We start from the raw sequence: 21,571 nt of genomic DNA on the forward strand, positions 1-21,571 counted from the left end.
TATTTCTATGATTTTAATAGCTTTTCAGCATTAAGTCGGCCAGTGAAGGGGCAATTCGTACGATTATCGCACGTTAACCTCGGTGGGGTGATTGCCGAACACGGGCTTCAATGTTTTGATTAATTGAACGATTAACGAATAAACGTTCGATAATCGCACAATTAATCCTAACGCTTGCGGTGGAGAAAATAAAAACACCCTCTGTCCCCCGCGTTGCTTTCGCAGGAATGACCGCATGACAAACAAAACGACTGATATTCAAGCGTTTATTAACGAGCATCCCTTTTCAAAATACCAGTGGATGATTCTCGTGCTGTGTTTTGTGACCGTCGCGATGGACGGATTCGATACCGCGATTATCGGCTTCATCGCCTCCGATCTCGTTCAGGAGTGGGGCGTTGAAAAATCCGCGCTCGGCCCGGTCATGAGCGCCGCGCTGGTGGGGCTTGCCGTCGGAGCCCTCACCGCGGGTCCAATGGCTGACCGCATCGGTCGCAAAAAAGTCCTGATTATGTCGATTCTGGTGTTTGGCGGCTTCAGCCTGCTCACCGCCTTTGCCAGCACGCTGAACCAACTGTCGGCATTGCGCTTTTTAACTGGTCTGGGTCTGGGGGCGGCAATGCCCAATGCCGCGACCCTGATGAGTGAATACGCGCCAGAACGCCGTCGCGCGCTGCTGGTGAATCTGATGTTCGTCGGATTCCCGATTGGCTCGTCGATGGGCGGGTTTGTCTCCGCCTGGCTGATCCCGCATTACGGCTGGCAAAGCGTACTGATCCTCGGCGGCGTGATGCCGCTGGCGCTGGCAGTGGTGTTGATCGTTTTACTGCCGGAATCTGCCCGTTATCTGGTGGTTAAGAACAAATCACAGCAGCAGATTGGCACCATTCTGCGCCGTATCGCCCCGCTACCGGAAGCGACGCACTTTGTCCTGCGTGAAACCGGCCAGATTAAAGAGAAATCGGCGCTGGGCGTCATCTTCTCGCCGCGTTACGCACTGGGCACGGTGATGCTGTGCCTGACCTACTTTATGGGGTTGCTGATCTTCTATCTGCTGACCAGTTGGCTGCCGCTGCTGATCCGTGAAACAGGGGCCACGCTGAGCCAGGCGTCCGTCATTACCGCCTTGTTCCCGTTGGGCGGCGGAATTGGCGTCCTGGTGCTGGGCGCGCTGATGGACAAATTCAACCCGAACAAAGTGGTGGCGGTCGGCTGGTTGTTGACCGGGGTGTTTGTCTGCCTGGTTGGGTTCTCCACCAGCAGCCTGGTGCTCATGGGGGTGATGGTCTTTATCGCCGGGACAATCATGAACGGCGCACAATCGTCCATGCCCGCGCTGGCGGCGGGTTTTTACCCCACACAGGGCCGCGCGACTGGTGTGGCATGGATGTTAGGTCTGGGCCGTTTCGGCGGCATCCTCGGTGCGTTTAGCGGCGCCTTCCTGATGCAGGCGCAACTCGCGTTCGAAACCATCTTTACATTCCTGGCCATTCCGGCGTTAGTGTCTGCCTTTGCCTTGATGGTGAAATACTGGGCAGGTAAACGCCAGCTCTCTGGCGCATCAACGCCGACAGAATCACCGACTCACGCCGCGCAAAAAGCCTGATTTTTCCTCCTGGCAGGTAATCGCCTGCCAGGAAATAGTCATATTTTCGTAATCTTTACATTTCACATTACCACGCGGGATATAGTGCCCGTTATCAAATCGTTAGCAAGCTACAAATCCGCCGCCTTCTCGCCGCTGAAACGAGTCTTGTCCCCCTCTTAAACTGTGACGCCCAACGCGCTTTCTCATTTACGACTATTCTTAACTGGCTTCGATGAAATTCACGATCTCGCTGTGTGATTTAAAGGAGTTCTCAATGGAATCTAAAGATCCAATGTTTGAGCTGCTGAGCAGCCTGGAACAAATTGTTTTTAAAGAAGAAACATCAAAAATCACCCTGACGCATAAGCCAAGTCCCTTTAGCGAATTTGAACAATTACGCCGGGGGAGCGGGCTGGAAACGGATGATTTCGCCAGAGCGTTAGGCGTAACGGTTGCACTGGTACAGGAGTGGGAATCAAAACGCGTTAAACCCTCCAGTACCGAATTGAAGCTGATGCGCCTGATACAGGCTAACCCGGCATTGAGTAAGCAGTTGATGGAGTAATCGACAATCATTGATGAACGGTCCTGATACAGGACCGTTTTCTGACCACTTAACCTATCGGGCGAAAAATAACAGTTGCATCCCCAGGCGTTACATGAGTTAATGCGTTCCACGGTTTGACGTACAGACCATTAAAGCAGTTTAGTAAGGCAGTCCCCTTCAAGAGTTATCGTTGATACCCCTCGTAGTGCGCATTTCCTTAACGCTTAAAAAATCTGTAGAGCACGCCATATCGCCGAAAGGCACACTTATTTTTTAAAAGGTAATACACTATGTCCGGTAAAATGACTGGTATCGTAAAATGGTTCAACGCTGACAAAGGCTTCGGCTTCATCACTCCTGACGATGGCTCTAAAGACGTGTTCGTACACTTCTCTGCTATCCAGAACGATGGCTACAAATCTCTGGACGAAGGTCAGAAAGTTTCCTTCACCATCGAAAGCGGCGCTAAAGGCCCGGCAGCTGGCAACGTAACCAGCCTGTAAGCTTAGATAAGCTCAGAATTCAAGATCCCTGCCAGACGGCGGGGATTTTTTTTATCTCTTGCCCGCCTTTCGATATCCCTGTTTCCCTTCTTTGCATTACTTTACCTGGCCAGCCTTTGACCTTTCCCTAAGGGTAAGCTTTATAGTGAAAACCCTGTTTTTCACATGGAATTGACGCTATGTCCAGACTCCCCTTATTCTTCACGCTAGGTTTACTCACCAGCGGCACCGCGTTTGCTGCATCGCCAGAAGCCACATTCCTTGCCGAACATGGTCTTGCCGGTAAGTCAGTCGAGCAGATCGTGGATACCATCGATCAAACGCCACAATCCCGCCCGCTGCCGTATTCGGCTTCCATCACCAGTACCGAGTTAAAACTCGCTTCTGATGGGCAGATGTATGCCCTGCCGTTGGGCGAAAAATTCTATCTCTCGTTTGCACCTTACCAGCAGCAGACGCACCCGTGCTTTAACCACAGTTTGTCCGGCTGCCAGGGTGAAATGCCGGACACGACGTTCAACGTTAAAGTGACGGATAACAAAGGCAATGTGCTGATTCAGAAACCGCTCAAAAGCTATCAGAACGGGTTTATCGGCGTCTGGTTGCCGCGCAATATTGAAGGGACAATAGAAGTGAGCTACAACGGCAAAACGGCATCACACGCCATTGCCACGAAGGATGACAGCCAGACCTGTCTGACGGAATTGCAGTTGCAGTAATTCTTCCTGTCCTGTCCATAAAAAACCTGCCCGAGGGCAGGTTTCAGCGTTTGTCTGCGGTGGTGACTTGCGCGATGTTTATTGCAGCAGCGAAATATCCGCCACACGCAGGAACAGCTCACGCAGTTTTTCCAGCATCGAGAGGCGGTTGATACGCAACTCTTTATCCTCGACGTTCACCATCACTTTTTCGAAGAATAAATCGACCGGCTCGCGCAGTTCAGCCAGTTCCACCAGCGCGTCCTGGTAACGGCCTTCGGCAAAGTACGGTTCGAGCTTGTCACGCAGTACCACAACCTGCATCGCCAGCGCGATCTCTTCTGGCTCTTTCAACGTTGAGGCATTAACACGCTCGTTCAGCGTCTCATCAGACTTCGCCAGGATGTTAGAGACACGCTTGTTGGCTGCCGCCAGCGCAGATGCCGCTTCCAGCGTACGGAAGTGCGAGACCGCCTTCATTCGCGCGTCAAAATCAGCCGGACGGGTCGGACGACGTGCCAGCACCGCCTGGATGGTATCCACGGTGTAACCTTCATCCTGGTACCAGGCCCGGAAGCGACCGAGCATAAAGTCGATCACGTCATCCACAACGTTCGCGTTGGTCAGCTTATCACCGTACAGACGCACCGCTTCCTCGGTCAGCGTTTGCAGATCGAGGTTCAGGTTCTTCTCAACGATAATGCGCAGCACGCCCAGCGCAGCTCGACGCAGCGCAAACGGGTCTTTGTCCCCTTTCGGGTGCTGACCGATACCGAAGATTCCCGCCAGGGTGTCCATCTTATCCGCAATCGCCAGTGCGCAGGCAATCGGGTTAGACGGCAGGTCATCACCGGCAAAGCGCGGTTGATACTGTTCGTTCAGAGCGACGGCAACATCTTCCGCTTCACCATCGTGGCGAGCATAGTGCATGCCCATTACGCCCTGGGTATCGGTGAATTCGAAGACCATGTTGGTCATCAGGTCACATTTCGACAGCAGGCCCGCACGGGTGGCATGGTTAACGTCTGCGCCAATCTGACCGGCAATCCAGCCCGCCAGCGCCTGAATACGATCGGTCTTGTCGCGCAATGTACCCAGCTGCTGTTGGAACAGCACGGTTTGCAGACGCGGCAGGTGATCTTCCAGTCGTTTTTTACGGTCAGTATTGAAGAAGAACTCGGCATCCGCCAGACGCGGGCGCACCACCTTCTCGTTACCGGAGATGATTTGCTGAGGATCTTTCGATTCGATGTTCGCAACGAAGATGAAGTTCGGCAGCAGTTTGCCGTCGTTGGCGTAGACCGGGAAGTACTTCTGGTCACCTTTCATGGTATACACCAGCGCTTCAGAGGGTACCGCGAGGAATTTCTCTTCGAATTTCGCCGTCAGTACCACCGGCCATTCCACCAGCGAGGTCACTTCTTCCAGCAGGCTGTCGCTCAGATCGGCATTACCGCCAATAGTACGCGCCGCGTCTTCGGCATCCGCTTTGATTTTGGCTTTACGCTGTTCGTAGTCGGCAATGACCTTACCGCGCTCCAGCAGGATTTGCGGATACTGGTCAGCATTGTCAATGGTGAACTCCGGCTCGCCCATAAAGCGATGGCCGCGAATAATGCGATCGGACTGAATACCCAGAATGGTCGCCGGAATGACTTTGTCGCCCAGCAGCAGGGTCACGGTATGAACCGGACGTACGAAATGCACGTCGCTTGCTCCCCAGCGCATCAGTTTCGGGATCGGCAGTTTCGCCAGCGATGTAGCGATCATGTTCGGCAACAGCGCTTCGGCGCTTTCGCCTTTCACGTGTGCACGATACAGCAGCCATTCGCCTTTATCGGTGGTCAGACGCTCAGCCTGATCAACGGTAATACCACACCCCCGAGCCCAGCCTTCTGCCGCTTTGCTCGGTTTGCCTTCGGCATCAAATGCCTGGGCAATCGCCGGACCGCGTTTTTCAACTTCGCGATCGGGCTGGGATTCCGCCAGATTAGCGATTTTCAGCGCCAGACGACGCGGTGCCGCAAACCATTCAACATGGCCGTGCGCGATGCCGGCGTTATCCAGCTCCGCCGTCACGTTCGCAGCAAAGGATTCCGCCAGGCTGCGCAGGGCTTTTGGTGGCAGCTCTTCAGTGCCGATTTCCACCAGGAAAGTTTTCTCAGACATGGCCGCCTCTTATTTGTCTTTATTGCACATCGGGAAGCCGAGGGCTTCACGGGAAGCGTAGTAAGCTTCTGCCACTGCTTTAGTCAGGGTACGAATACGCAGAATATAGCGCTGGCGTTCGGTGACGGAGATGGCTTTACGCGCATCCAGCAGGTTGAAGCTATGGGCGGCCTTCAGAATACGCTCGTAGGCAGGCAGCGGCAGCGGCGTTTCCAGCGCCAGCAGTTGCTGCGCTTCTTTCTCGTACTGCTCAAAGCAGGTGAACAGGAAGTCCACGTCCGCGTATTCGAAGTTGTAGGTGGATTGCTCCACTTCGTTCTGATGGAACACGTCGCCATACGTGGTTTTACCCAACGGGCCGTCGCTCCAGACCAGGTCGTAAACGCTGTCTACGCCCTGAATGTACATGGCCAGACGTTCCAGACCATAAGTGATTTCACCGGTGATCGGCTTACATTCCAGTCCGCCGACCTGCTGGAAGTAAGTGAACTGTGTCACTTCCATCCCGTTCAGCCACACTTCCCAGCCCAGACCCCAGGCACCCAGCGTCGGGTTTTCCCAGTTATCTTCCACGAAGCGAATGTCGTGGATGGTTGGATCCATACCCAGCTCTTTCAGCGACCCGAGATACAGCTCCTGGATGTTGTCCGGAGAGGGCTTAATCACCACCTGAAACTGATAGTAGTGCTGTAAACGGTTCGGGTTTTCGCCATAGCGTCCATCAGTTGGACGACGAGAAGGTTGCACATACGCGGTTGCCATCGGTTCTGGCCCCAACGCACGCAGGCTGGTCATCGGGTGCGAGGTACCTGCACCCACTTCCATGTCCAAAGGTTGAACAATGGTACAGCCCTGACGAGCCCAGTAATCCTGTAATGTCAGGATCAGGCCCTGGAAGGTCTTGGTATCAAACTTTTGCATAGTATTTCGTGCTGGATACGTGTGGTTTTAAAAGGAAGGGTTCAGTATACCCGCTGACTGCAAGATATACAGTACGAAACGGGAAAAAGGCAGGGCTTAACGCATGGAAAGATGTAAAAACTGCCCATCCGCGTCAAAAGAGCAGACAAAACTCTCTTTACGGAAGGTAGCGCCGCGCATCTCATAACTTCCCTGAAATTGTTCAAAGCCCGTAACAACAATTTTCTGCGTACCGGTATTATAGCGTCGCGCAGCCTGATCTTTGCACAGCGCTTCCATATCCAGCGTGCGCGTGGGGCTGACTTTCACTTTCTGCGCCTTTTGTGTCGGCGATGGCTGGGAGGGTGTACATCCTGCCAGCAACAGAATCACCATTGCTGGAAAAAAAGATTTCATCATCATTTTATTACCGCCTAATTTACTGATCAGTCTTATTATTATTACGTTCGGTGTGGCAGACGCATTTTGCGAATCTCATCGGACCATCACAACCTTTAGTGTAAAAACTCAGATTAATCCAGCGGGACAGGCTGACAAAATGTGAGTCAGACCATTTTTGAAACGAAAACAGAGGAACTGATGCAGCCCAAAATTTTCTGGATTGATAACCTGCGAGGGATCGCCTGTCTGATGGTGGTCATGATTCACACCACAACCTGGTACATCACCAATGCACAGAGTGTCAGTCCCGTTAACTGGGATCTTGCCAACGTACTGAATTCGGCTTCACGCGTCAGCGTGCCGCTATTTTTTATGGTTTCGGGCTACCTCTTTTTTGGCGAGCGCAGCGCACAACCACGCCATTTTTTACGCATCGCGCTGTGCCTGCTGTTCTACAGCGCCGTTGCCCTGCTCTACATCACATTATTTACTTCGATTAACGCCGAACTCTCCTTAAAAAATCTGCTGCAAAAACCGGTGTTCTATCATCTGTGGTTTTTCTTCGCGATCGCCGTGATCTATCTGGTCTCGCCGCTGATTGAGGTGAAAAACGTGAGTGGCAAAATGCTGCTGGTGCTGATGGTGGTCATTGGCATTCTCGCCAATCCGAATACCGTGTCGCAAAAAGTCGGCGGATTCGAGTGGCTCCCCATTAATTTGTATATCAACGGCGATACCTTTTACTACATTTTGTACGGGATGCTGGGACGCGCTATCGGCATGATGGAAACACAAAAACGCGCGCTTTCCTGGTTAAGCGCGGGGCTTTTCGTGGTGGCGGTGTGGGTCATCTCTCGTGGGACGTTGCATGAACTACAGTGGCGCGGCAATTTTGCCGATACCTGGTATCTCTATTGCGGCCCCATGGTCTTTATCTGTGCAGTCGCGCTACTGACGCTGGTGAAAAACACGCTGAATACGCAAACGGTCCCTGGGCTGGGGCTGATTTCACGCCATTCACTCGGCATTTATGGCTTTCATGCGCTCATTATTCATGCCTTGCGCACCAGCGGTCTGGAAATCAAACGCTGGCCGCCGCTGGATATGTTGTGGATTTTCAGCGCGACCCTCGTGGCCAGTTTACTGCTTTCAATGCTGTTACAACGCATCGATACGCGCAGGCTGGTCAGTTGATGTTGAAATGCCCGGTCGTGGCGCCGGGCATTTCAGAGAGGCTAAAACCGTTATCAGGGAGAGCGCCGTCTCAGACGCCGTAACAAATAGCAAGCCAGGAAACCCCACAGCAAAGTGATCCCCTTTTTATTTAATGATCCGATGCACGAATCAGGCGTACAAAACCCAGTAGACCCATAAAGAGCGCCACCGGATAGAGACCCCGCCCACTCAGTGATAGCGGCGCGTTGAGGATGCCGACCAGAAACAACCCCAGCGTGATAAGCGCGACCAGTTGGCACACGGTAACGACGCTATCGTCCAGTTGGTCGCGTTTTTCCTCACGTAGATAAACGTATGTGACAAACATTGCGGTCACCAGGACACCGAGGAAATAACCTTTTCCGCTCAGTAAGGGACATGCCATCCCTAAGCCGATAACGTAAGTCGATGTGCCTGAGATGAGCAACAACCAGGAAATTAACGTTGAGCTTTTCACTGGGATCTCCTTATCCAACGGATGCAGATTAGGGATAACCTATGAAAGACAACACTGAAAAATGAACAGAAAATGGAATTTCAGAATAAATCCATATATTTAATTTATTGATCAATTATTTATATGCTTTGGGTTAATCCCTCCTGCAAAACAGGAGGGATTCAGGCTCAAGACATGAGTGGAAGTAGCTGCTGATAAAGACGACGGAAGGTTTCCCGGCGCTGTTGATAAACGCTATGGCGTTGCCTGTCAGGCATGTGTGTTTGTTCAAGCGGAAGTTGCGGTAATAACTCGGCTAATGGCTTCTCCGGATTCATCGCAATTTGCGCCAGACGAGCGGCACCCAGTGCCGGCCCCACATCACCACCGGTGCGATAATCCAGTTGCAGGCCGCTGATATCCGCCAGCATTTGCCGCCAGTACGCGCTGCGCGCACCGCCGCCGATCAGCGTGATGCTTTGCGGCTTCACCCCACAGGCATGTACCACATCCATCCCGTCGGCCAGCGCATAGCCCACGCCTTCCAGCACCGCGCGCGCCAGCTCAGCCGGTCCATGCTGATGGGTCAGACCAAAGAACACGCCTTTCGCCTGCGGATTATTGTGCGGCGTACGTTCACCTGAAAGATACGGCAAGAACCAGACAGGGTCGGCTGCCTCATCAGCCAGCTGCGCCGCATCAATCAGCGCCGGCACCGTCTTCAGACCGGTTAATGTTGCCGCCCAGTCCAGACAGGAGGCTGCACTTAGCATCACCGACATCAGATGCCAGCGCTCAGGCAACGCATGGCAAAAGCTGTGTACTGCGCTTTCGGGCTTGCTCAGGAAACCGTCACTGACGGCAAAATAGACGCCGGACGTTCCCAGTGACAGCATGGCCTGATCGGCATTGACCATCCCTACGCCGACTGCGCCCGCCGCATTGTCGCCACCGCCTGCAACGACAGAAACCGCAGGCATATCCCACGCCATTGCGACATCAGGCAGCAATTTGCCGGTAATCTCACTCCCTTCGAATAACGCGGGCATATGGTCACGGGTCAGGCCGCAGGCATTCAGCATCACGTTACTCCAGTCACGTTTTTCCACATCCAGCCACATCGTTCCCGCAGCGTCAGACATATCGCTGGCAAATTCACCGGTCATGCGTAAACGCAGATAGTCTTTCGGTAGCAGCACCTTTGCCACCTGCCGGAACACCGCTGGCTCGTGGCGCTGTACCCACAGCAGCTTCGGAGCCGTGAATCCAGGCATCATCAGGTTACCCGTGATGGCGCGCGACTGCGGTACCATTGACTCCAGCAACGCACACTCCTCGCCACAACGTCCGTCATTCCACAGAATGGCCGGTCGCAGCACCTGTTGCTGGCTGTCGAGCAACGTCGCGCCATGCATCTGCCCGGCAATCCCCAGCGCTTTCACTTGACTTAACGAATGCTGCTTGCCCAACGCCTTCAGGGCGCGGTCGGTCGCCAGCCACCACTGTTCGGGATCTTGCTCCGACCAGAGCGGATGAGGACGAGAGACGGTGAGTTTTTCCGTTTGCGATGCGACCACCTCGCCTTGCTCATTGAGCAAAATCGCTTTCACGCCCGAGGTGCCAAGATCGATCCCAATATACATAGAGTGGGTTCCTTAAACTGAAATGCCCGGTGCCACAACGCTCACCGGGCTTGTCAAATCACCGACCAGGAAACGCTGCGTCACCCGGCGATATCGATTATTTATCGAACAGGTAATGATTCACCAGGTTTTCCAGCTGTTCCTGATGACCGCTCTGATGCACCGGCGCCAGGTTGTGCTGTTCAGCATAATGCGCCAGTTCGCTTAACGACATCTGTCCTTTCAGGATCTGCTGGCCCAGTTCGCTACTCCAGCCGGCATAACGTTTCGCGACGCGCTTATCCAGCTCGCCATCCTCAATCATGCGCGCGGCAATTTTCAGCGACAGCGCCATCGTGTCCATCGCGCCAATATGGCCATAGAACAGATCGTATTTATCCGTACTCTGACGGCGCACTTTGGCGTCAAAGTTCAGGCCACCGGTGGTGAAACCGCCCGCTTTGAGGATTTCGTACATCACCAACGCGTTCTCTTCTACGCTGTTCGGGAACTGGTCGGTATCCCAGCCCAGCTGCGCGTCACCCCGGTTGGCATCGACAGAGCCAAACAGACCCAGCGCAATCGCCGTGGCGATTTCGTGGTGGAACGAGTGACCTGCCAGCGTCGCGTGGTTAGCCTCAATATTCAGTTTGATCTCTTTTTCCAGACCAAACTGCTTGAGGAAGCCGTAAACGGTCGAGGCGTCGTAATCATACTGATGCTTGGTCGGTTCCTGCGGCTTCGGCTCAATCAGCAGCGTGCCCTGGAAGCCCGTTTTGTGCTTGTGCTCAACCACCATTTGCATGAAGCGGCCAATTTGCTCACGCTCCTGACGCAGGTCGGTATTCAGCAAGGTTTCGTACCCTTCACGACCGCCCCACAGCACGTAGTTTTCACCACCCAGTTTGTGCGTGGCGTCCATCGCCGTTACCACCTGGGTGGCCGCCCAACTGAACACTTCTGGATCCGGGTTCGTCGCCGCCCCGGCACCATAACGGGGGTTGGTGAAGCAATTTGCCGTACCCCACAGCAGTTTCACGCCGCTCTGCTCTTGTTTCTCTGCCAGCACATCCACCATTTCGGCGAAGTTATTTTTGTACTCTTTCAGCGACGCGCCTTCCGGCGAAACATCGACATCATGGAAGCAGTAGAACGGAACGTGCAGCTTGTGGAAAAATTCAAACGCGACGTCCGCTTTACGTTTTGCCAGCGCCAGCGCATCCCCCGGTTGCTGCCACGGACGATTAAACGCCCCGACACCAAACATATCAGCCCCGTTCCAGCAGAAGGTATGCCAGTAGCAGGCTGCAAAACGCAGATGATCTTCCATCCGTTTGCCCAATACGATCTCATCAGGATTGTAATGACGGAATGCTAACGGATTAGTGGAACGGGGGCCTTCATAACGAACGCGATCGAGTTGGTCAAAATATGCCTGCATAATGAACTCCATAATCAGGAAATACGACGAGAATAGGTCATGTCGTAATATTGAGCACTCCCCTCCCGTTGCTCAATTATGTTATTTCACACTGCTATTGAGAGAATTCACAAGTGTGCGCCACCTCGCAAAATAAAAATATGCATTTGCAAAAAATGGGTACTCTGCTGGCATAAATGCAACATTCAGTCTTCACCGTAAAAAGTACGATCCTGGTCATAATTCAGGAAATAAACCAAATTTCGTAACCGCAAGATAAAAATCTGTAATTGTCTTCCCCGTATGAATTGCTAAATTCTGCAACGTCTTATGCTGTGATTGTTACTTTTATTGTTGCTCCCTCTAACGAAAGGCATCACGATTATGAAGATGAAGAATCTCTTACTCACTGTCTGCACCTCCCTTTTGCTCACCAGCGTGGCGGGACATGCCAAAGAAATTAAAATCGGCATGGCGATTGATGACCTGCGCCTCGAACGCTGGCAGAAAGATCGCGATATTTTCGTCAGCAAAGCCGAATCGCTTGGCGCAAAAGTCTTTGTCCAGTCCGCGAACGGGAATGAAGAAACCCAGATGTCGCAGATTGAAAATATGATTAACCGAGGCGTGGATGTCCTCGTTATTATTCCTTATAACGGACAAGTATTAAGTAACGTGGTTAAAGAGGCGAAACAGGAAGGTATTAAAGTTTTAGCTTATGACCGCATGATCAATGACGCAGACATCGATTTCTATATTTCATTTGATAACGAAAAAGTCGGTGAATTACAGGCCCAGGCATTAGTTGAACGTGTCCCTCAGGGAAATTATTTTCTGATGGGCGGCTCGCCGGTCGATAATAATGCCAAACTCTTCCGCGCCGGGCAGATGAAAGTTTTAAAACCGTATATCGATTCCGGAAAAATAAAGGTGGTTGGCGATCAGTGGGTTGACGGCTGGCTGCCGGAAAATGCGCTGAAAATTATGGAAAACGCCTTAACCGCGAACAATAACAACATTGACGCCGTTGTCGCCTCCAATGACGCGACGGCAGGCGGTGCGGTTCAGGCGCTCAGTGCGCAAGGGCTTTCAGGAAAAGTGGCGATTTCAGGTCAGGACGCCGACCTTGCGGGTATCAAGCGCATTGTCGCAGGAACACAAACAATGACCGTGTATAAACCGATTACGCTGCTGGCCAATACCGCCGCCGAAATCGCCGTAGAACTGGGTAACGGACAGCAGCCTAAAGCCGACGCTACGTTAAACAACGGTCTGAAAGATGTCCCCTCCCGCTTATTGACGCCGATTGACGTTAACAAAAACAACATCAATGAGACCGTGATTAAAGACGGATTCCATAAGCAGAGCGAACTGTAAGCGCAGCGCCCCAGCGATGGCTGCGGGCGCGCATTTCCCACTACGCCCGGTTCTCTCATTGGCTACTGCGGAGTCGCTATGTCCTGTCTACTTGAAATGAAGAACATCACCAAAACCTTCGGTGTCGTCAAGGCGATTGATAACGTCAGCCTCAGACTGAATGCCGGTGAAATTATTTCATTATGCGGCGAGAATGGCTCAGGTAAATCGACGCTGATGAAAGTACTGTGCGGTATTTATCCCCATGGCAGTTACGAAGGTGAAATTGTATTTGCTGGAGAAACGCTACAGGCCAACCATATTCGTGATACCGAGCGCAAAGGGATTGCCATCATCCATCAGGAGTTAGCGCTGGTTAAACACTTAACCGTGCTGGAGAATATTTTCCTCGGTAGCGAAATAAGCCGTCATGGCGTGCTGGATTACGACATGATGACCCTGCGCTGCCAAAAATTGCTCAGGCAGGTCAGTCTGGCAATTTCGCCCGATACCCGGGTGGGCGAACTGGGCCTTGGTCAGCAACAGCTGGTTGAAATTGCGAAAGCGCTGAATAAACAAGTGCGCCTGCTGATTCTGGACGAGCCGACAGCGTCACTCACCGAACAGGAAACAACGGTGCTGCTGGAGATCATCCGCGATCTGCAACAGCACGATATCGCCTGCATCTACATTTCACACAAGCTGAACGAAGTGAAAGCCATTTCCGACACGATCTGCGTGATCCGTGATGGCAAGCATATTGGCACCCGCGACGCGGCTGGCATGAGCGAAGACGATATCATCACCATGATGGTTGGCCGCGAACTCACTGCACTCTACCCCAGCGAACCTCACACCACGGGTGAAGAGATTTTACGCGTTGATCACCTCACAGCCTGGCATCCCGTCAATCGCCATATCCGGCGCGTGAATGACGTTTCCTTCTCACTAAAGCGCGGCGAAATCCTGGGGATTGCTGGTCTGGTCGGCGCGGGACGCACGGAGCTTGTTCAGTGTCTGTTTGGCGTCTGGCCCGGGCGCTGGGAAGGAGAGGTGGTGATTGACGGTCAGTACGTTAACATCCGCAACTGCCAGCAGGCCATCGCCCACGGGATCGCCATGGTTCCGGAGGACCGCAAACGCGATGGTATTGTGCCGGTCATGGCGGTGGGGAAAAACATTACCCTCGCCGCGCTTGATCAGTTCACTGGCAAGGTAAGCCAGTTAGATGATGCCGCCGAATATAAATGCATCCTCGAATCCCTGCAACGTCTCAAAGTCAAAACGTCTTCTCCTGAGCTGGCGATCGGACGTCTGAGCGGTGGGAATCAACAAAAAGCCATTCTGGCGCGCTGCCTGTTGCTTAACCCGCAAATTCTCATCCTTGATGAGCCTACCCGGGGCATCGATATCGGCGCGAAATATGAAATCTACAAGCTCATTAACCAGCTCGTTCAGCAGGGTATCGCCGTAATTGTCATTTCGTCTGAATTGCCCGAAGTGCTGGGGCTCAGCGACCGCATTCTGGTGATGCATGAAGGAAAACTGAAAGCCAACCTGGTCAATCATAACCTGACGCAAGAGCAGGTGATGGAAGCCGCTTTGAGGAGCGAACATCATGTCGAAAAACAATCCGTCTGACGTTAAACTCACCGCCCCACTGACGGGCGTTTTTCCTGGGATTAAATCGCTGAATCTACAGGTGTTCGTGATGATCGCGGCCATCATTGTGATCATGCTGTTCTTTACCTGGACAACGGACGGTGCGTATCTCAGCGCACGTAACGTCTCCAACCTGCTCCGCCAGACCGCGATTACGGGGATCCTGGCGGTCGGCATGGTATTCGTCATCATCTCAGCGGAAATCGATCTCTCCGTCGGTTCCATGATGGGACTGCTGGGCGGCGTCGCGGCTATCTGCGACGTCTGGCTGGGTTGGCCGCTGCCGTTCACCATTATCGTCACGCTGGCGCTGGGATTGCTGCTCGGCGCCTGGAATGGCTGGTGGGTCGCTTACCGCAAAGTTCCCTCATTTATTGTGACTCTGGCCGGGATGCTGGCGTTTCGCGGTATCCTCATCGGCATCACCAATGGTACAACCGTATCGCCGACCAGCTCCGCCATGTCGCAGATTGGGCAAAGCTACTTATCCAATGGATTGGGCTTCACCCTCGGCGCGATGGGTTTGATGGCGTTTATCGGCTGGCAGTGGCGCGGGCGCATGCGCCGGCAGTCCCTGGGTCTTGATGCCCCGGCGTCAACCAGCGTAGTGGGCCGCCAGGCATTAACTGCCGTGATTGTGTTAGGCGCCATCTGGCTGTTGAATGATTATCGCGGTGTGCCGACGCCCGTTCTGCTGCTGGTATTTTTGCTGCTCGCCGGGATGTTCATGGCGACACGAACCGCATTTGGCCGACGTATTTATGCCATAGGGGGCAATCTGGAGGCCGCCCGTCTTTCCGGCATTAACGTTGCGCGGACCAAACTGGCGGTGTTCGCCATCAATGGTCTGATGGTGGCGATTGCCGGGCTCATTCTCAGTTCGCGTCTCGGTGCCGGGTCGCCATCGGCGGGAAACATCGCCGAACTGGACGCCATTGCCGCCTGCGTCATCGGCGGAACCAGCCTGGCGGGTGGCGTCGGCAGCGTTGCCGGCGCAGTGATGGGTGCATTTATTATGGCTTCTCTGGATAACGGAATGAGTATGATGGATGTCCCAACGTTCTGGCAGTATATCGTGAAGGGAGCGATTCTGTTGCTGGCAGTATGGATGGATTCAGCGACAAAACGCCGCGCCTGAGCTGCTGAAAAATAGGGCTATTTTTATGCCGGTCACTCCTGTCCGGCATTGTCGTTTATGAAAGAGTGAGCAGAGACAGAACCATGTTTGATAAACGTCACCGTATTACCCTGTTATTTAATGCCAATAAAGCCTACGACCGTCAGGTGGTGGAAGGGGTCGGTGAATATCTACAAGCCTCGCAATCCGAATGGGACATCTTCATTGAGGAGGACTTCCGCGCCCGCATTGATAACATCAAAGAGTGGTTAGGTGACGGCGTGATTGCTGACTATGACGACGATGAAATCGCACGATTGTTAGTTGACGTCCATGTGCCCATCATCGGTGTCGGAGGCTCCTATCATCTGGCGGAAAATTATCCTCCTGTCCATTATATTGCCACCGATAACCATGCTCTCGTTGAGAGCGCCTTTTTGCACCTGAAAGAAAAAGGCGTCAACCGCTTTGCCTTCTACGGCCTGCCGGCCTCCAGCGGAAAGCGCTGGGCGGCGGAACGCGAGCATGCCTTCCGCCAGTTGGTGGCGGAGGAGAAGTATCGGGGGGTGGTGTATCAGGGACTGGAAACCGCGCCTGAACTCTGGCAACACGCGCAAAATCGACTGGCGGACTGGCTGCAAACCCTGCCGCCGCAGACGGGTATTATCGCGGTCACTGACGCCCGCGCCCGCCATGTTCTTCAGGTCTGCGAACACCTGCATATTCCGGTACCCGAAAAGCTGTGCGTCATTGGCATTGATAATGAGGAACTGACCCGCTATCTGTCACGGGTTGCGCTGTCTTCGGTGGCTCAGGGCGCGAGGCAAATGGGCTATCAGGCGGCAAAGCTGCTACATCGCCTGCTGGCCGATGAGGAACTGCCGCTCCAGCGCATCCTGGTGCCTCCGGTGCGCGTCGTTGAACGTCGTTCGACAGACTACCGTTCCCTCTCCGATCCCGCCGTTATTCAGGCGATGCACTATATCCGTAACCACGCCTGCAAAGGCATCAAGGTGGATCAGGTACTGGATGCGGTTGGGATTTCACGTTCCAATCTGGAGAAGCGATTTAAAGAAGAAGTGGGAGAGACCATTCATGCGGTGATCCACGCTGAAAAGCTGGAGAAAGCGCGTAGCCTGTTGATTTCCACGACGCTGTCGATCAACGAAATCTCGCAGATGTGCGGCTATCCTTCGCTGCAGTATTTCTATTCCGTTTTTAAGAAGGAGTACGATACGACGCCGAAAGAATATCGCGATCTGAACAGTGAAGTGTTGATGTGATGCGGTGGGACCGAAACAAAAACGCCTTCTTTGCAGAAGGCGTTCGGGGATTACATATGGGCTGCGATTAATCGCTGGTTATCCTGATACATCGCGAACAGATAGTTGTTGTAACTCTGCCCTTTCGTTGAATAACCCTTCAGCTTATGAATCATCGCTGTCGCCGTTACTTCCTGATCCGCTTTACGCAACTGTGCGCGTGATTTACGGAAAGAGGCGTAAGCCGGATGCGTGTTCAGGTTAATTACATAGGCGCTGACCGACTCTTTAACGGAATCGAACTGAGAGTAACCTTTCACTTTACCTGGCGCATTGTTACAACTCCCTTTCGCACATTTCATGCCGAACAGGTTGTTATTGCTACGCGCAAGCTTAGAAGTACCCCAACCGCTTTCTGCCGCAGCCATCGTCGCCACCATACTGGTCGGGATGATGTCTACGCGCTCCAGCAACGTATTCCACGGAATACTCCGGGTGTTGCCCGACCATTTCACCTTGTAGCGCTTCGCAATATCTTTCATGCGTTTACGCTCAGTCGGTGACCAGCGATTCTGATACTGCTTTGAGATCAGCCAGTTACGATCGGCAGTAATCGCCGCATTTTGACTGGTAATATAAGGCATAACCGTCCGGAGAAACGCTTTTTTCCTTGGTGTTCCGGAAGGGTATTTTCGCAAATCAGGAAGTGAACTGCTCTTTGCACTATTGCGAGAATACTCTTGTTTACTGCTTACCTGTTTATTACTTGTCTTGGTTACGTGGGACTTTTGACTCGATGTTGTTGTGTGCGTCTTTGCCAGCACCTCACCCGAAAATACGATGGTGAGTAACATAAGAATCATTGCCCCATATCGTCGTATGGGAGTCAATATCATTAGGTCTCCTGGTCGGATTGAATCATTCCAACACCTTATATTTTTCACAATTTTGAGAGTTGAATCTCAAATCATATCAAAAATAGCGATCAAGAGCACCCTAATGAATAGGCCAATTCCGAAACCATGTCACGCATAAACTATCCCACAAGGAACTAATTCGAACGATTTGTGGTGGTTATCGCAAATTAAGGCTATTTTTTGCCCAAAATCACTCATCCGCGCCCCTCATCCTGGTTGAATGCAGTTGAAGGATGAGTTTCGTCAGCGGGTTCTCAGGCAAACTGGTTAAAATCGCCGCAAAAAGGACCGCACAATGAAACTTGCTGCCATCGCCCTCGCGCTACTGCCAGGCATCACGAGCGCCGCAACATGGACGTCTCAGGGCTTCCCCTCTTTTACCGCGGAGGGAACCGGTAAGTTTGCCAGTCACGCTGAATTGACGAAGGGTACTCGTTCCTTAACGCTCAATTTTGACCAACAGTGCTGGCAGCCGGCTAATACGATAAAACTCAATCAGATGCTGTCGCTGATCCCGTGCGAAGGGACCCCGCCGCAATGGCGTTTGTTCAAAGATGGCCGTTATACGATGGAAATCGATACCCGTTCTGGTACGCCAACGTTAATGATTACGCTGCCGCGCGAAGCCGAACCTACCGCCAATGTGGCACGCCAGTGTCCGAAGTGGGATGGAAAGCCACTGACGTTAGCGGTCGCTCAGACTTTCCCGGAAGGGAGCGTGGTACGCGATTTTTACAGCGGACAGACCGCCACGGTGAAAAACGGTCAGATAACCCTGCAACCCGCACCTGCCAGCAATGGCCTGTTACTGCTGGAACGGGCAGAGACCGACGCACCAGCGCCGTTCGACTGGCACAACGCCACGGTCTATTTTGTGCTCACCGACCGCTTCGAGAACGGCGATCCGTCCAATGACCAGAGTTATGGTCGCCATAAGGACAGCATGGAGGAAATCGGCACGTTTCATGGCGGCGATTTACGCGGTCTGACTCACAAACTGGATTATCTGCAACAACTGGGCGTGAATGCATTATGGATAAGCGCTCCGTTCGAACAGATCCACGGCTGGGTGGGTGGCGGCACGAAAGGCGATTTCCCGCACTATGCCTACCACGGTTATTACACGCAGGACTGGACCACGCTTGATGCCAACATGGGCAACGAAGCCGACCTGCGTGCGCTGATTGACGGCGCACACCGGCGCGGGATCCGCATTCTGTTTGATGTCGTAATGAACCACACCGGCTACGCCACGCTGGCAGACATGCAGGAATATCAGTTCGGCGCGCTCTACCTTTCTGGCGATGAGCTGAAAAAAACGCTCGGTGAGCGCTGGACAGACTGGAAACCTGCCGCCGGGCAGAGCTGGCACAGCTTCAATGATTACATCAACTTTAGCGATAAGGCCGCCTGGGAAAAATGGTGGGGGAAAGCGTGGATCCGCACTGACATTGGCGATTACGACAATCCTGGCTTTGACGATCTCACAATGTCGCTGGCTTTCCTGCCGGATCTGAAAACCGAATCGACGACCCCATCTGGTCTGCCGGTGTTTTATCAACATAAAGCCAACACGCGCGCGAAAGCCATTGAGGGCTACACGCCCCGGGATTACCTGACCCACTGGCTGAGTCAGTGGGTGCGCGATTACGGTGTCGATGGATTTCGCGTCGACACGGCAAAACACGTCGAACTTCCGGCCTGGCAACAGTTAAAAACGCAGGCCAGCGCGGCACTGGTTGAATGGAAAAAAGCGAATCCGGACAAAGCGCTCGATGATAAGCCGTTCTGGATGACGGGTGAAGCCTGGGGTCACGGCGTAATGCAGAGCGACTACTATCGCCACGGTTTTGACGCGATGATCAACTTTGACTATCAGGAGCAGGCCGCAAAAGCCGTCGATTGCCTGTCAGGTATGGAGCTCGTCTGGCAGCAGATGGCGGAAAAGTTACAGAGTTTCAATGTATTGAGTTATCTCTCCTCGCATGATACTCGTCTGTTCCGTGAAGGCGGAGATAAAGCCGCTGAGTTGCTACTGTTAGCGCCCGGCGCTGTACAAATATTCTATGGCGATGAGTCCGCGCGACCTTTCGGTCCCACAGGCTCTGATCCGTTACAGGGTACACGCTCTGAGATGAACTGGCAGGATGTCAGCGGAAAATTGGCCGACAACGTTACCCACTGGCAGCGCCTCGGTCAGTTCAGAGCCCGGCATCCGGCCATCGGCGCAGGCAGGCAAACCACGCTCTCACTCAAACAGGGATACGGCTTCGTTCGCCAGCACGGCGACGATTCGGTGATGGTCATCTGGGCAGGCCAGCGTTAACGTAAACCGGCGTCTGAGGTCAGAACCCCTCAGACGCAGCAAAACAAAACACTACACTGAAGAAAATTATAAGCATAAAACGTCAAAGCACCCGTTTCAGCTCGATTTGCACCCTGCCAGTGCTAGCGTTAAGGTAACTCACTTCGACTCAGCGTTTGACAGACCATCCGTTATGACATTTTCACTTTTCGGCGACAAATTCACCCGCCATTCAGGCATTACCCGCCTGATGGAGGACCTCAACGACGGTTTACGCACCCCAGGCGCAATCATGCTGGGCGGCGGTAATCCGGCACAAATCCCGGCGATGCAGGATTACTTCCAGACGCTCCTGACTGAGATGCTGGAAAACGGCAAACTCACTGATGCGCTTTGCAATTACGACGGCCCACAGGGGAAAACCGAGCTGCTGACCACGCTTGCTTCGCTGCTCCGTGAAAATCTGGGTTGGGATATCGAACCGCAGAATATTGCGCTAACAAATGGCAGTCAGAGTGCGTTTTTCTACTTGTTTAACCTCTTTGCAGGCCGCCGCGCTGATGGGACCACCAAAAAGGTATTGTTCCCTCTCGCACCGGAATATATCGGCTATGCGGATTCCGGGCTGGAAGAGGATCTGTTCGTCTCGGCGCGTCCCAATATTGAGCTGCTGCCAGAGGGTCAGTTCAAGTATCACGTAGATTTCGAACATCTGCATATTGGTGAAGAGACCGGGATGATCTGCGTCTCCCGGCCAACTAACCCGACGGGTAACGTCATCACAGATGAAGAGCTGATAAAACTCGATACGCTTGCCAACCAGCACGACATTCCACTGGTCATTGATAATGCCTATGGCGTGCCGTTCCCGAGCATTATTTTCAGCGAAGCGCGCCCGCTGTGGAATCCCAACATTGTGCTGTGCATGAGTCTCTCCAAACTGGGACTGCCCGGCTCACGCTGCGGTATCATCATCGCCAATGAAAAAATCATCACGGCCATCGCCAATATGAACGGCATCATTAGCCTTGCGCCAGGCGGGATTGGGCCGGCCATGATGTGCGAAATGATTAAGCGTAACGACCTGATGCGACTGTCAGAAACGGTCATCAAACCGTTCTATTTTCAGCGTGTTCAGCAAACCATTGCGATCATTCGCCGCTATTTACCTGAAAATCGCTGCTTAATTCACAAACCAGAAGGGGCAATTTTCCTCTGGCTGTGGTTCCAGGATTTGCCGATCACCACCGAGTTACTCTACCAGCGTCTGAAAGCACGCGGCGTACTGATGGTGCCGGGACATTACTTCTTCCCGGGGCTCGATAAACCCTGGCCGCACACGCACCAGTGTATGCGCATGAACTATGTTCCCGATCCGGAGAAAATTGAAGCTGGGGTGAAAATTCTGGCTGAAGAGGTGGAGCGCGCCTGGAAGGAAAATCAGTAACGCCA

General features: G+C 53.1%; 18 protein-coding genes. 11 read left to right on the forward strand and 7 right to left on the reverse strand.

Annotated elements, in window-relative coordinates; all coding sequences use genetic code 11:
• The first annotated feature begins 235 nt into the window (after nucleotides 1-235).
• The 4 genes from C2U53_RS08685 to cueP all read left to right on the forward strand — a co-directional run bounded on the left by C2U53_RS08685 (nucleotide 236) and on the right by cueP (nucleotide 3,357).
• Nucleotides 236-1,606 (forward strand): MFS transporter, encoded by a 1,371-nt coding sequence (locus C2U53_RS08685; RefSeq protein ID WP_104445806.1) that lies wholly within the window; start codon nucleotides 236-238, stop codon nucleotides 1,604-1,606.
• 256 nt (nucleotides 1,607-1,862) lie between these two features.
• Nucleotides 1,863-2,153 carry an HTH-type transcriptional regulator gene (locus C2U53_RS08690; RefSeq protein ID WP_042998571.1) on the forward strand — a complete coding sequence of 97 codons (291 nt, stop codon included), beginning with the start codon at nucleotides 1,863-1,865 and terminating at the stop codon, nucleotides 2,151-2,153.
• 272 nt (nucleotides 2,154-2,425) lie between these two features.
• Nucleotides 2,426-2,638 carry an RNA chaperone/antiterminator CspA gene (gene cspA, locus C2U53_RS08695; protein ID WP_000014594.1) on the forward strand — a complete coding sequence of 71 codons (213 nt, stop codon included), beginning with the start codon at nucleotides 2,426-2,428 and terminating at the stop codon, nucleotides 2,636-2,638.
• A 179-nt stretch (nucleotides 2,639-2,817) separates the two neighbouring features.
• Nucleotides 2,818-3,357, forward strand: a complete 540-nt coding sequence (gene cueP, locus C2U53_RS08700) for a copper-binding periplasmic metallochaperone CueP (RefSeq protein ID WP_104445807.1) — start codon at nucleotides 2,818-2,820, stop codon at nucleotides 3,355-3,357.
• Between the two features lie 78 nt (nucleotides 3,358-3,435).
• On the opposite strand, the gene glyS is transcribed toward cueP, so the two are convergent.
• The 3 genes from glyS to C2U53_RS08715 form a co-directional block, all read right to left on the reverse strand.
• Nucleotides 3,436-5,505 carry a glycine--tRNA ligase subunit beta gene (glyS, locus tag C2U53_RS08705; protein ID WP_044253773.1) on the reverse strand — a complete coding sequence of 690 codons (2,070 nt, stop codon included), beginning with the start codon at nucleotides 5,503-5,505 and terminating at the stop codon, nucleotides 3,436-3,438.
• A 9-nt stretch (nucleotides 5,506-5,514) separates the two neighbouring features.
• On the reverse strand, nucleotides 5,515-6,426 hold the full coding sequence (gene glyQ, locus C2U53_RS08710) for a glycine--tRNA ligase subunit alpha (protein WP_042323214.1): 912 nt from the start codon (nucleotides 6,424-6,426) through the stop codon (nucleotides 5,515-5,517).
• A gap of 96 nt (nucleotides 6,427-6,522) precedes the next feature.
• Complete coding sequence (locus C2U53_RS08715; protein WP_054176517.1) at nucleotides 6,523-6,828, reverse strand: YsaB family lipoprotein; 306 nt, start codon at nucleotides 6,826-6,828, stop codon at nucleotides 6,523-6,525.
• Nucleotides 6,829-7,005: 177 nt separating this feature from the next.
• On the opposite strand from C2U53_RS08715, the gene C2U53_RS08720 reads away from it, so the two are divergent.
• On the forward strand, nucleotides 7,006-8,001 hold the full coding sequence (locus C2U53_RS08720) for an acyltransferase (RefSeq protein WP_104446879.1): 996 nt from the start codon (nucleotides 7,006-7,008) through the stop codon (nucleotides 7,999-8,001).
• Between the two features lie 130 nt (nucleotides 8,002-8,131).
• Here C2U53_RS08720 and yiaB read toward each other — a convergent pair whose 3' ends face one another.
• The 3 genes from yiaB to xylA all read right to left on the reverse strand — a co-directional run bounded on the left by yiaB (nucleotide 8,132) and on the right by xylA (nucleotide 11,521).
• Nucleotides 8,132-8,479, reverse strand: coding sequence for an inner membrane protein YiaB (yiaB, locus tag C2U53_RS08725; protein WP_042998575.1), 348 nt, complete (start codon nucleotides 8,477-8,479; stop codon nucleotides 8,132-8,134).
• A 167-nt stretch (nucleotides 8,480-8,646) separates the two neighbouring features.
• A complete protein-coding gene (gene xylB / locus C2U53_RS08730) occupies nucleotides 8,647-10,101 on the reverse strand; it encodes a xylulokinase (RefSeq protein ID WP_104445808.1) in 1,455 nt (484 codons plus the stop codon).
• Between the two features lie 97 nt (nucleotides 10,102-10,198).
• Nucleotides 10,199-11,521 carry a xylose isomerase gene (gene xylA, locus C2U53_RS08735; RefSeq protein ID WP_042998577.1) on the reverse strand — a complete coding sequence of 441 codons (1,323 nt, stop codon included), beginning with the start codon at nucleotides 11,519-11,521 and terminating at the stop codon, nucleotides 10,199-10,201.
• Between the two features lie 363 nt (nucleotides 11,522-11,884).
• Here xylA and xylF point away from each other — a divergent pair, with 363 nt between their 5' ends.
• The 4 genes from xylF (at nucleotide 11,885) to xylR (ending at nucleotide 16,918) form a co-directional block, all read left to right on the forward strand.
• Nucleotides 11,885-12,877 (forward strand): D-xylose ABC transporter substrate-binding protein, encoded by a 993-nt coding sequence (xylF, locus tag C2U53_RS08740; protein WP_042998578.1) that lies wholly within the window; start codon nucleotides 11,885-11,887, stop codon nucleotides 12,875-12,877.
• A gap of 78 nt (nucleotides 12,878-12,955) precedes the next feature.
• Nucleotides 12,956-14,497, forward strand: coding sequence for a xylose ABC transporter ATP-binding protein (locus C2U53_RS08745; RefSeq protein WP_044253780.1), 1,542 nt, complete (start codon nucleotides 12,956-12,958; stop codon nucleotides 14,495-14,497).
• Nucleotides 14,475-15,656 carry a xylose ABC transporter permease XylH gene (xylH, locus tag C2U53_RS08750; protein WP_044328306.1) on the forward strand — a complete coding sequence of 394 codons (1,182 nt, stop codon included), beginning with the start codon at nucleotides 14,475-14,477 and terminating at the stop codon, nucleotides 15,654-15,656. The genes C2U53_RS08745 and xylH overlap by 23 nt, the downstream gene beginning before the upstream one ends.
• 83 nt (nucleotides 15,657-15,739) lie before the next feature.
• Nucleotides 15,740-16,918 (forward strand): D-xylose utilization transcriptional activator XylR, encoded by a 1,179-nt coding sequence (gene xylR / locus C2U53_RS08755; protein ID WP_042998581.1) that lies wholly within the window; start codon nucleotides 15,740-15,742, stop codon nucleotides 16,916-16,918.
• A 50-nt stretch (nucleotides 16,919-16,968) separates the two neighbouring features.
• Here xylR and C2U53_RS08760 read toward each other — a convergent pair whose 3' ends face one another.
• Nucleotides 16,969-17,793, reverse strand: a complete 825-nt coding sequence (locus C2U53_RS08760; RefSeq protein WP_042998582.1) for a protein bax — start codon at nucleotides 17,791-17,793, stop codon at nucleotides 16,969-16,971.
• A gap of 316 nt (nucleotides 17,794-18,109) precedes the next feature.
• On the opposite strand from C2U53_RS08760, the gene malS reads away from it, so the two are divergent.
• Entirely contained in the window at nucleotides 18,110-20,140 is a 2,031-nt protein-coding gene (gene malS / locus C2U53_RS08770; protein WP_104445809.1) for an alpha-amylase, read from the forward strand.
• Nucleotides 20,141-20,312: 172 nt separating this feature from the next.
• Nucleotides 20,313-21,566 carry a valine--pyruvate transaminase gene (gene avtA / locus C2U53_RS08775; protein WP_042998584.1) on the forward strand — a complete coding sequence of 418 codons (1,254 nt, stop codon included), beginning with the start codon at nucleotides 20,313-20,315 and terminating at the stop codon, nucleotides 21,564-21,566.
• The last annotated feature ends 5 nt before the right edge of the window (nucleotides 21,567-21,571 follow it).

Origin of the sequence: Citrobacter sp. CFNIH10 (assembly GCF_002934585.1) — a bacterium.
Taxonomy (GTDB): Bacteria; Pseudomonadota; Gammaproteobacteria; order Enterobacterales; family Enterobacteriaceae; genus Citrobacter_A; species Citrobacter_A amalonaticus.